The 10,143-nt window shown below is 64.9% G+C and carries 11 protein-coding genes; 5 read left to right on the top strand and 6 right to left on the bottom strand.

Features of this window, described 5'->3' with window-relative positions; genetic code table 11:
- Positions 1 to 11 precede the first annotated feature (11 nt).
- Positions 12 to 440: a PIN domain-containing protein gene (locus AC1DQR_RS17235; protein ID WP_416053052.1), complete on the bottom strand. Its 429-nt coding sequence runs from the start codon at positions 438 to 440 to the stop codon at positions 12 to 14.
- Positions 427 to 660, bottom strand: a complete 234-nt coding sequence (locus AC1DQR_RS17230; protein ID WP_174428675.1) for an AbrB/MazE/SpoVT family DNA-binding domain-containing protein — start codon at positions 658 to 660, stop codon at positions 427 to 429. Before AC1DQR_RS17230 ends, AC1DQR_RS17235 begins: the two co-directional genes overlap by 14 nt.
- Positions 661 to 867: 207 nt before the next feature.
- Between AC1DQR_RS17230 and AC1DQR_RS17225 the strand changes: the two genes are divergently transcribed.
- A complete protein-coding gene (locus AC1DQR_RS17225) occupies positions 868 to 1,782 on the top strand; it encodes a LysR family transcriptional regulator (protein WP_150991297.1) in 915 nt (304 codons plus the stop codon).
- Between the two features lie 27 nt (positions 1,783 to 1,809).
- Here the strand turns inward: AC1DQR_RS17225 and AC1DQR_RS17220 are convergent, their stop codons facing one another.
- Together AC1DQR_RS17220 and AC1DQR_RS17215 are read right to left on the bottom strand one after the other, a co-directional pair.
- Complete coding sequence (locus tag AC1DQR_RS17220; protein ID WP_477133419.1) at positions 1,810 to 3,351, bottom strand: tripartite tricarboxylate transporter permease; 1,542 nt, start codon at positions 3,349 to 3,351, stop codon at positions 1,810 to 1,812.
- A gap of 5 nt (positions 3,352 to 3,356) precedes the next feature.
- Entirely contained in the window at positions 3,357 to 3,839 is a 483-nt protein-coding gene (locus AC1DQR_RS17215) for a tripartite tricarboxylate transporter TctB family protein (protein WP_416053049.1), read from the bottom strand.
- A gap of 571 nt (positions 3,840 to 4,410) precedes the next feature.
- On the opposite strand from AC1DQR_RS17215, the gene AC1DQR_RS17210 reads away from it, so the two are divergent.
- Positions 4,411 to 5,493: a porin gene (locus AC1DQR_RS17210; protein WP_416053048.1), complete on the top strand. Its 1,083-nt coding sequence runs from the start codon at positions 4,411 to 4,413 to the stop codon at positions 5,491 to 5,493.
- Between the two features lie 117 nt (positions 5,494 to 5,610).
- Here AC1DQR_RS17210 and AC1DQR_RS17205 read toward each other — a convergent pair whose 3' ends face one another.
- On the bottom strand, positions 5,611 to 5,958 hold the full coding sequence (locus AC1DQR_RS17205; protein WP_416053047.1) for an antibiotic biosynthesis monooxygenase family protein: 348 nt from the start codon (positions 5,956 to 5,958) through the stop codon (positions 5,611 to 5,613).
- A gap of 65 nt (positions 5,959 to 6,023) precedes the next feature.
- Positions 6,024 to 6,653, bottom strand: coding sequence for a LysE family translocator (locus AC1DQR_RS17200; protein ID WP_416053046.1), 630 nt, complete (start codon positions 6,651 to 6,653; stop codon positions 6,024 to 6,026).
- Positions 6,654 to 6,785: 132 nt separating this feature from the next.
- On the opposite strand from AC1DQR_RS17200, the gene AC1DQR_RS17195 reads away from it, so the two are divergent.
- From AC1DQR_RS17195 to AC1DQR_RS17185, 3 genes are all read left to right on the top strand, one after another.
- Positions 6,786 to 8,111, top strand: coding sequence for an aminotransferase-like domain-containing protein (locus AC1DQR_RS17195; protein ID WP_477133418.1), 1,326 nt, complete (start codon positions 6,786 to 6,788; stop codon positions 8,109 to 8,111).
- 188 nt (positions 8,112 to 8,299) lie between these two features.
- Positions 8,300 to 8,605, top strand: a complete 306-nt coding sequence (locus tag AC1DQR_RS17190) for a hypothetical protein (RefSeq protein WP_416053044.1) — start codon at positions 8,300 to 8,302, stop codon at positions 8,603 to 8,605.
- A 184-nt stretch (positions 8,606 to 8,789) separates the two neighbouring features.
- Positions 8,790 to 9,809, top strand: a complete 1,020-nt coding sequence (locus tag AC1DQR_RS17185; RefSeq protein WP_416053043.1) for a helix-turn-helix domain-containing protein — start codon at positions 8,790 to 8,792, stop codon at positions 9,807 to 9,809.
- Positions 9,810 to 10,143: the final 334 nt, after the last annotated feature.

Below are 10,143 nucleotides of genomic sequence, written 5' to 3'. Positions count from 1 at the left end.
TGCGCGGCCCCTCATGCCGCCCCAAGGGGCAGCCCTGCCGCAAACGGATTACGAATACGCAAGCCCTCTTCGATCAGTATCCCGTCCTGCATATCCTCGGAATACAAGATCTCGCAGTCGGACCGCAGCGCCGCCGCTATGATCATCGCATCGCAGAGGCTGAACCCGTAACGTTCGGCAATCTGCCTGCCTTTGTCATGTGTTTCCACGGTGAGTGGCTCCACGGGACACAGGGACTGAATCAGTCTCACAACCTCGTTCACGTCTGGCCACGGCATAGCCAGCTTGCGGCGAGCCACGTTGGTGATTTCGTTCAAGACCTGCACGCTGATCCTGGCCCCGGCCTGGACGATGGCTTCGGCGCGATCCGCTTTTGCCGTGTCGGCGGACAACAGGTACAACAGTACGTTGCTATCGATAAACGCTCTACGCGCGGTCATTGATATCGTCCCGGTCAAATTTGAAATCTGCCGGCAGGCGCCCGCGGAACTGTCGCAGTTTCGCCAGATAGTCGGCGCTGCCGGGCTTCTTCCTGACCTGGAAAACCCGTTCGTCGGCGATCACGACTTCAATGTCGTCGCCTTCATGCAGCTCCAGCGCATCCACCACGGAGGCGGGCAGACGGATGGCCAGGCTATTTCCCCATTTGCTGACTTGCATGATCTGTTTCTCCCATGGCACTCGAGGATGATATACGTTGTGAAATGTATATCCTCGCGTGCGGGGCATCAAGGAGTAGTCGATTTTGTGGCGCATTGTCCCTTTTTTCTTTCTTTTCGCGCGACGTGGCTGGAGTCGTCCTTGTGGCATGCACACTAGGGTTTGATAATCTGCCATTACATGCCGATTTAATCAAACCTGCTTTGAATGTACTCCCTAGACGACCTGAAACTCTTTGTTCGCACTGCCGAGCTTGAAAACCTCTCCGCGGCCGCGCGCGAACTGGGCCGGACCGCCGCCACTGCCAGCGCCGCCCTGATCCGCCTGGAGCAACGCCTGAGCGCGCGCCTGTTCGCCCGCACCACCCGCCGCATGCGCCTGACCGAGGAGGGGCGGGTGTTCCTGGAGGCAGCGCGCAAGGCATTGGCGGCGCTGGAAGAGGGCGAGGGCGCGCTGGCGGAGCAGCGGGAGGAACTGGCCGGGCCGCTGCGGCTGTCGGCGCCCGCCGACCTGGGACGCGCCTTGCTGCGTGGCTGGCTGGACGATTTCCTGGTGGCGCATCCGCAGCTTTCGCTTGAGCTGTCCATTGGCGATACGCTTGCCGACCTGTATCGCAGCAATGTCGACCTGGCGGTGCGGGTGGGCTGGCTGGAGGATTCGGGGCTGGTGCGCCGGCAGCTTGCGCTGACGCGCCGCGTGGCGGTGGCCGCGCCGGCGTACCTGGCGCGTTGCGGCACGCCCGCGTCGCCCGAGGCGCTGGCGCAGCACCAGATGCTATGCCTGGCGCCGGGCGGGCAGGCGCGCATGCGCTGGCCGTTTCGCTCGCGCCAGTCCCGGCTGGAAGTGGAGGCGAACGGACGGCGCACCAGCGATGACGGCGCGGTGGTGCGCGACTGGGCACTGGCGGGCCATGGCATCGCTTTCAAAAGCTGGTTCGATGTCGCGGCCGACGTCAGCGCCGCCCGCCTGGTGCTGCTGTTTCCCGAGTGGTACCAGGACAGCGTGCCGCTGCAACTGGTGTTCCTGCAGAGCCGGTTTCCGTCTTACCGGCAGCGCCGCCTGATCGAGTTCCTGCAGGCGCGTTTCGCGGCGTTCGACGCGGACTATCCTTTCCCGGGCTAGCCGCGTCGGTGCAGGCTTGCGTCGTGGCTACTCGTTGACGGCAAGCTCGCCGCCGGCAAGCACGGCCACTTTGCCCGCGCCGCGGCTGGCTCGCCACGCGGAGTAGGTGACCCCGGTCAGCAGCAGGGCTGAGAGCACGACGAAGACGCAGCTGATCGGGCGATGCACGAACACCATCATGTCGCCGCGCGACAGCAGCAGCGAGCGGCGGAAGTTCTCTTCCACCATCGGCCCGAGCACGAAGCCCAGCAGGATGGGCGCCACCGAGAACCCGAGCCACATGAGCACTGCCCCGATGACACCGAACGCCAGTACTTCCCAGATCTCGAACAGGCTGTTCTGCGTGCTGAACACGCCGACCACGATGAAGAACATGGCCGAGGGGAACAGGTAGCGGTAGGGCACCTGCAGCAGCTTGACCCACACGCCGATCAGCGGGACGTTCAGCACGATCAGCAGCAGGTTGCCAATCCAGAAGCTGGCGATCAGGCCCCAGAAGATGTCGGGGTGATCGCTGATCAGCTGCGGCCCCGGGGCGATGCCCTGGATCATCAGTGCGCCAAGGATCAGCGCCATCACGGCGTCGCCCGGAATGCCGAGGCTCATGGTGGGGATGAAATCGACCTGCGTCTTGGAGTGCGCGGAGGCTTCCGGCCCGGCGACACCCGCGATCATGCCCGTGCCGAACTTCTCCGGCGTCTTGGAGATCTTGCGCTCCAGGGCATAGGCGACGAAGGTCGTGATGGTGGGGCCGGTCCCGGGCATGGCGCCGAACACAGTGCCTACCGCGGTGCCTCGCACCATGGGCCAGAAGGCGGTCTTGAGCTCGGCCAGGCTGGGCCGCATGTCGCGGATGCGCAGCTTGGCCTTGCTGGCGATCACGCTCATCCGGTTGACATTGAGCAGGAAGTCCGCCACGCCGAACAGGCCCATGGCGATGGCGACCAGTTCCAGCCCGTCGCTAAGCTCGGGGATGTTCATCGCCAGGCGGAAGGTGCCGCTGTTCACGTCGGTGCCGACACAGCCGCAGATCAGGCCGAACAGGGTCATTGCCACGCCTTTCAGCGGTGAGCCGCGCGACATGGTGGAGCCTGCCAGCAAGCCCAGCAGCATGATCGAGAAGATCTCCGTGGGGCCAAACTTGAAGGAAATCTCGGTGAGCAGCGGCGAGGCGAAGATCATCACGATGATGCCCACCGACGCGGCGAAGAATGAGCAGATCATGGTGATGCCCAGCGCCGTGCCGCCCTTGCCGGCGCGCGTCATCGGATAGCCGTCCAGGCAGGTGACCGCATGCGGCGGGTGCGAGGGCAGGTTGAGCAGGATCGCGCCGATGGCGCCGCCATATTGCGAGCCATAGAAGATCCCCGCCAGCATCAGGATGGCGGGTACCGGGTGCATGGCATAGGTCAGCGGCAGCAGGATGGAAATGGCCGACAGCGCGCCCATGCCGGGCAGCACGCCAATCAGGTTTCCCATCAGCACGCCGAAGAAGGACCACATCAGGTTGGAACCCTGGAAGGCAACGCCAAAGCCGAACCAGAGATCATGCAGAGCGTTCGCGGTCATGATGTTCAGACTCCCCAGGCAAACAGCGGCAGCTGCAACTGCAGCGCCCACCAGAACACGACCGTGGCGATGACGCACATCGCCAGTGCCAGGATGGCGGCTTGCTTCACGGTATTGCTCCGGTCGCCCAGCGCCGAGATGAACACGATGGCGAAGGTGGCGGGGATCAGGCCGCCATATTTGCCCAGCAGCAAGAAGGCGAGCACGCCCAGGATGATGCAGGCACATCCGCGCAGATCCGGCAGGCCGGCGCCATGTCCGTGTCCGGATGCCTGGGCTTGCGCCGGTGGCTCCTTGCGCGCCGAGATGGCGATGAGCACGCCGACGATCGCCAGCAGCGTGCCTACCGCCGCCGGGAAGAACCCAGGTCCCATGTGGCTCAGGGTGCCGGTGCGATATTGCAGGCCGGCCACTAGCGTGGCGAGCCCGATCAGCGTCATCAGTCCGCCGCCGTAGTAGTCCTTCTTGAAACGCGAGGGGGTGTTCATTGCAGATCCCCTCTGGTCCGGCTACCCGAACGGTAGCGTGCGTTGGTGTGTTCATGCATGAGGTGGTCTCTCCGTCTCCTGTTTTTACGCCCTTGCCTTACCGCGACTTCATCGCGGGCGTGAGCGGGTGTCGAGACTGTAGGAACGGCATCTTCCAAACGGCTTTCCGACGGCTTGCAATCGGCTTTCGGGGCAGAGATGTTGAAGAGAATTCCTCGTGGCTACGCGTAATCCCTAGCGCTGAAAATCCCTGTAGCAGGGAACTTCCGCGGTGGATCTCAAGCCATGCAGCAGCCAAGTGGTGCACTGCTCACCCGCAGCCGGCGACCCGCGCAATTCCATTTGCATCACGTTGTGCTATATCCCGCCGGATCGCTGCAGCGTGGGGGCGTGCCTGGATGATTGCAATTGCAGTCATGCAGACATGTAGCCATGCAAAGCGACATCAAGCTTTCACATAAGGCATCGACAATGCGGTCTGCCGCCACGGGTGCGGTTCATGGCGTCTATCGCATGGTTGCCCGTGGCTGGCAGAAGACTGCCTCATCCATCCATAAGACAGAGAAAATCAGTGAAGAAAGCTCTCCTTGCAATGACTGCCGCGGCGGCTGCCGCAGCCTCCGGCGCAGCGTTCGCCCAAACCTCCTCGTCCAGCGTCACGCTGTACGGCATTGCCGACGTTGGCATCGAAGTCATCAACCACATGCCGGCCACTGGCTCCGCGGGTGGCACCGTTACCCGCATGAACTCCGGCAACCTGTCGGGCTCGCGCTGGGGCCTGCGCGGCAGCGAAGACCTGGGCGGTGGCCTGAAGGGTATCTTCGTGCTGGAAAGCGGCTTTGATATCGATACCGGCGCCTCGGGCCAGGGCAACCGCCTGTTCGGCCGCCAGTCGTACGTGGGCCTGCAGGGCAATTTCGGCGCCGTGACGCTGGGTCGCCAGCAAAACGCGCTGTACGACCTGTTCGGCGCCTATGACCCGATGGCCGTCGGCCCGCGCTATTCGCTCAATAGTGTCGACTCGCTGTTCAACGGCCGTGCCGACAACGCCTTCAAGTACACGGGCAAGTTCGGCGGCCTGACGGCTACCGGCTTCTACAGCACCGGGCGCGATGCCACGGTGACCAACGGCAGCGAAGTCCCGGGCGCAAGCAAGGTGGGGCGCAACTACGGCGCGGGCCTGGCCTACGCGGCGGGTGGCTTCTCCGTTGGCGCCGCGTACGACCAGTTCCAGGGTTCGTCGGTGGCGCTGCAGGATCGCACCGCCAAGCGCGCGGCCATCGGCACGTCCTATGCCTTTGGCGATGCCAAGGTGTTTGCCGGCTACCGCTGGCTGCGTGACGACGGCACGGCAAGCGCCACGGCCACCGTCACCCGCAGCAATGTGTACTGGGCAGGTGCGCAGTACAAGTTCACGCCTGCGTTCCAGCTGACCGGCGCGGCGTACTACACCGACCTGAAGAACAGCGGCGCGGATTCGTGGATGTACGTGCTGTCGGGCGACTACTCGCTGTCCAAGCGTACCGATGCCTATGTGAACATTGGCTACGTGAAGAACAAGTCGGGCTCCACCCTGGGCCTGAACGGTGCCGGCACGGCACTGCCGGGCGCGAACCAGACCGGCGCTACCGTCGGCGTGCGTCACCGCTTCTAAATCACACCTGAGCCGCATCTGAGCGGCAACTGAGCAGCACCTGGGCGGCATCCTGCGCACGGAGGATGCCGCCAACAATCATATCGACCTTGCTTTGCGCGAGGATCGCTTGGCCGGTCAGATCGACCGGCCTTTTTTCTCTTCTTCGCCAAGCCGCGTGAAGTGAGCAAGGCTGCCGTCGCCATAGACGCGCTCCACCTTTGACACCACGACGTGATAGCCGTCATACCACTTGCGGTACTGGCGCTTGGCGTCAAGGTGCCGTGGATGGGCAGCGAAGGCCCGCAGGGCTTCCTGATCCCGCCAGTAGTAGCTGGCGTTGGCCAGCTTTCCGTCGGGCGAACGCCAGGATTCGGCCCCCAGGAAGCCCGCGATGCTGGCCGCCACGTCGTCAATGACCGCGCTTAGCCGCTGGAACTCTTCGTCGATCTTGCCGGGCTTGTAGATAAAGGCTGCGATGTACATCTCGTGTTGTCCTTCTTGTATTGTCTTTTCAGGATCTGGATGGAAGTGCCCGCCATCTTCGCCGGCTAGGACACCCTCGGCATGGCAAGCAGCCTCAGCGCCAGCAGCGCCAGCACCACGGCAAGCCCGTATTTCTGGAACACGGCGGCACGCGGGTTGCGGCTCAGGAACCGCCGTGCCGACCCGCCAGCCGCGCCCAGCAGGCCGTGGAACACCGTGCTGATCGCCGTCAGCAAGCAGCCCAGGACAATCAGCTGCCGGGCCACGTTGCCCTTGCCGGGGTCCACGAACTGCGGCAGGAAGACCATGAAGAACAGCAACGCTTTCGGATTCAGCAAGCTGTTCAGCGCAGAGCGGAAAAACACCGATTTCAACGAGGTCTGCCGGGTCACCGCGCCCAGCGGCAGCAGCGGGCGGCGCAGCGCTTTCCAGGCCATCCACAGCAGGTACAGAGCCCCCGCATACCGGATCAGGTCGAAAGCCGGGGGCCACGCGGCAATCACGGCGGTGATGCCGGTTGCCGTCAGGACGGTCAGCACGAGGTCCGCCGCGGCAATGCCGAGCGCGGCCGCCGCGCCGCCGCCGAGGCCGTAGGTGACGCCGTGCGCCATGACGAAGGCCATGTTTGGCCCGGGTGACAGCAGCAGCACCATCACGGCCGCGGCGAACACCGACAAGGTAGCGAATTCGATCATGCCCAGGTTTCCAGAAAGCTCCGCGGAGCCCTTTACGTTGTCGAGGCTGGTAGCGTAATCTCTGTGTCTGATACAAACAAAAAATTGTTCTAGATACAAAGAACAATCCGATGAAGGCGCGCAGGCCAAGGCATGATCCCAGCCCGATACAAAACCATCATGGACGAGATCGCGGGGCGCATCCGCGAAGGGGGGCTGCCGCCAGGCACGCAATTGCCGACCGTTCGCGCCTTGATGAAACAGCATGGCATCGCCCTGGCCACCGCATCGCGCATCTACCGGGAGCTGGAGTCCATCGGGCTTGTCGTCGGCGAGACCGGCCGGGGCACCTTTGTGCGCGACACCTCGCTGCCGCGCGGCCTGGGCCTGGAGCAGCACCCGTTGCGTTGCGGCGCGGTCGATCTCACCTTCAACTATCCGTCCTTGCCCGGCCAGGCCGAGATGCTGCGCGACGGCCTGCGTACCATCGCGGCCTCGGGGGACCTCGATGCGCTGCTGCATTCGGCGCCCCAGGGCGGGCGGGCGCACGAGCGGCAGACCGCGGCCAGGCACCTGCGCAACCGGGGCATCCGGGTGGGCGGAGAGCAGGTGCTCATCGTCAATGGCGCGCAGCAGGGCCTGGCCGTGACGGTCATGGGGCTGCTCAAGCCGGGCGATGTCCTGGCTGTGGATGCGCTGACCTATCCCGGCATGAAACGGCTCGCACAGGCGCACCGTCTTGACCTGGAGGCGGTGCCGCACACGGTAGAGGGCATGGACCTGGAGCACCTGGCAGCACTATGCAAACGGCGTCCGGTGCGCGCTGTCTATGCCATGCCAACGATGCACAATCCGCTGGGCACGGTGATGGCTGAGCCGTCCCGGATCCGGCTTGCCGAGCTTGCCGGGAAGCATGATTTCCTGATCATCGAGGATGGCGCCTATGCCTTCCTGGCCGAGCCGGCACCCAAGCCGGTCTTCACCTACGCGCCCGAACGCACGATTTATGTTTCGGGGCTGTCCAAGAGCGTCGCGTCCGGCTTGCGCGTGGGCTTTGTCGCCGCGCCCCTTGCGCTGGTGCCCGCGCTGGAGGGCGCGATCCGCGTCTCGACCTGGAACACGCCCACGCTGACCGTGGCGCTGGGCTGCCATTGGATCGAAGCCGGACTGGTCGACGAGCTCGAGGACCGCAAGCGCAAGGACGCGCGGCTGCGGCAAAGCCTGGCGCGCCGCGTGCTGCGCGGTTGCGATGTCAAAGCGCATCGCGCTTCCTATTATCTCTGGCTGACCTTGCCGGAGGACCTGCGCGCGGACCGCGTCGCCGCTGGCCTGGAGCGCGAAGGCGTCCTGGTGACGACGGCCCAGCCGTTTGCCGCCACACCAAGCGCGCCGCATGCGCTGCGCCTGGCGATCGGCTCCATCTCGCATGAAGCGCTGGAGGACGCGTTGGTCAAAGTGCGCCGGGCGGTGCTCGGCTAGCGGGATAGCTTTCTCCAACCGTGATTCCAACGGTGCCGGTCTATAGTGCAACTGGGGGGCGACGCGGTGGCGTGGCCCCTCAAAAAAGTAGCACATGGGTGGGGCGGGGGGGCCAGCTGCCGCGTGCAGCGGGGCGGTCCGCCCTTGCGACACCTGCGGCCAATGTCCAATGTTCAAGGAGCAGCATCATGTTGATAGCCAGGTGGCAGATCGATGCCCGTTTCGGGCACAAGCAAGAAGTCATCGAGCGCCTGCAGGCATGGGCGCGCGAGATCGCCCCGCAAGTCGGCCTGGTCACCGGGCGCTTGCTGACCGGCTCGATTGGCGCGCTCGAGGCCACGGTGATCCACGACTGGGAGGTGAGCAACCTCGGCGAACTGGATAGCGCCTGGGCCCGGCTCGCGTCGATTCCTGCCCACGCGCAATGGGGCAAGGAGCTGGAACCGTTCGTCGTCTCCGGCACCGCGCGCTGGGAAATCTATCGCGTGGTCTGACATTGCAAGTGATGCTGGCTTCGCATGTTTGCCGCCGCGCTGGCCGGCGCGCCTGCGTGATTGTTCCCATTGTCGGCTCACGGGCTTTCCATTAGGCTTTGCAACCACCTTCGAGGCCTCCGGCGCGTTCCCTGCATGTTCCCCGCATGTTGCCCAGACACCGCCGGCTACTGGAGATGTCCTGATGCCCGCAGCGCAGCCCCTGCAGCAGACGCCGGCGCGGTTGACCACCGTGACCTTCGATCAATGGCGCGAAGCCATCGACACCAGTTTCCTGCCGCTCGATTATTCGCGCCAGACGCGCGGGGGCTTTCATTGCCACGTCAGCTATGCGCGCTTCGGCGCCAGCGCGGTGGCGGACATGGATGTCGACGCGCACCGTGTTGCGCGCGAGTCCCGGCACGTGGCGGCATCCGACGCGGGCTTCTTCAAGATCTTCTGGCAGCTAAGCGGGCGCAGCCGCGTGGCGCAGCGCGGCAACGAGGCCTCGCTGGAGCCAGGCATGTGGTCGATCTACGATACCGCGCAGCCCTATAGCATCGAGATGGCGGACCGCTGCCGGGTGCTGGTGCTGCTGGTGCCGCAGGAACGCGCCTTCGGCTGGCGCCAGGCGGCGACCAGCCTGGGCGGCCGGGCGCTGCGCGGGGAGGGCGCGGCGCGCATCGCGCTGTCGGCGCTGGGCGCCATGCTGCATGACACCTGCGCGGGGCACCTGCTGGATCGTCAAGGCCAGATCGTGCTGCAGGATTCCGTGGTCTCATTGATGGAGACGGCGCTGCAAGGCGCCGGCACGCCGCCGCCGCCGGCCCTTGGCGATGGCGGGGACGCTGCCGTGGCGCGGCATCTTGGCGAAGCGCGCATGCGCCGGCTGGCCGAGTTCATCGATGCGCATCTGCACGATCCGGCGCTTTCGGCGCAACGGCTGGCGGCAGTGCTGAACGTGTCGCGCCGCACGTTGTACAACCTGTTTCGTGAGTCCGGGCAGACCCCGCATGCCTATATCCTGTCGCGCCGGTTGCGGCAGGCGGCGGCGCGGCTGGCGTGCAGTGGCGACGCCGGGCGCAGCATTACCGAGATTGCTTTTGCGCTGGGCTTTGGCGATGCGGCGCATTTCAGCCGGGTCTTTCATGAGCGGTTCGGGATGAGTCCGACGCAGTGGCGGCAGCAGAATGCGGGGGGTGGGGGGATTGTTTTGCGGCATTAGATTGGGGGAGGGGGGCTTAACTTCAACTTCAAAGGCAACTGCAGTTTCACCACCCCTGCGGGGCGGCGACCTACTTTTTTGTCTTGCCAATAGAGTAGGCAAGAAAGGCGCGCCATACGGCCTTGGCACACCTACACGGCTCGCTTCGCATCGCGCTGGGGTGTTTCCCGCCCCTTCGGGCGGGAAACACGGCTACCACAGTTGGTAGATCTTGCCGCTGGTTGGCTCCCCTCTCCCACTTGTGGGAGGGGCCGGGGGAGAGGGCGGGCGCGCGTTGCGGCGTTGTGGTGCCAAGGGCCATTGGCTTCAGCTTTAGCCTTTCCCACGCTTTGCA

The organism is Cupriavidus sp. 05L411, assembly GCF_056398045.1.
This window is presented reverse-complemented; position numbering and strand designations above follow the sequence as displayed.

Bases quoted from the DNA above. Each gene is read 5' to 3' on its own strand.
- AC1DQR_RS17235 (WP_416053052.1), bottom strand. From the start codon at position 440: ATGACCGCGCGTAGAGCGTTTATCGATAGCAACGTACTGTTGTACCTG.
- AC1DQR_RS17230 (WP_174428675.1), bottom strand. From the start codon at position 660: ATGCAAGTCAGCAAATGGGGAAATAGCCTGGCCATCCGTCTGCCCGCC.
- AC1DQR_RS17225 (WP_150991297.1), top strand. From the start codon at position 868: ATGTACTCCCTAGACGACCTGAAACTCTTTGTTCGCACTGCCGAGCTT.
- AC1DQR_RS17220 (WP_477133419.1), bottom strand. From the start codon at position 3,351: ATGACCGCGAACGCTCTGCATGATCTCTGGTTCGGCTTTGGCGTTGCC.
- AC1DQR_RS17215 (WP_416053049.1), bottom strand. From the start codon at position 3,839: ATGAACACCCCCTCGCGTTTCAAGAAGGACTACTACGGCGGCGGACTG.
- AC1DQR_RS17205 (WP_416053047.1), bottom strand. From the start codon at position 5,958: ATGTACATCGCAGCCTTTATCTACAAGCCCGGCAAGATCGACGAAGAG.
- AC1DQR_RS17200 (WP_416053046.1), bottom strand. From the start codon at position 6,653: ATGATCGAATTCGCTACCTTGTCGGTGTTCGCCGCGGCCGTGATGGTG.
- AC1DQR_RS17195 (WP_477133418.1), top strand. From the start codon at position 6,786: ATGATCCCAGCCCGATACAAAACCATCATGGACGAGATCGCGGGGCGC.
- AC1DQR_RS17190 (WP_416053044.1), top strand. From the start codon at position 8,300: ATGTTGATAGCCAGGTGGCAGATCGATGCCCGTTTCGGGCACAAGCAA.
- AC1DQR_RS17185 (WP_416053043.1), top strand. From the start codon at position 8,790: ATGCCCGCAGCGCAGCCCCTGCAGCAGACGCCGGCGCGGTTGACCACC.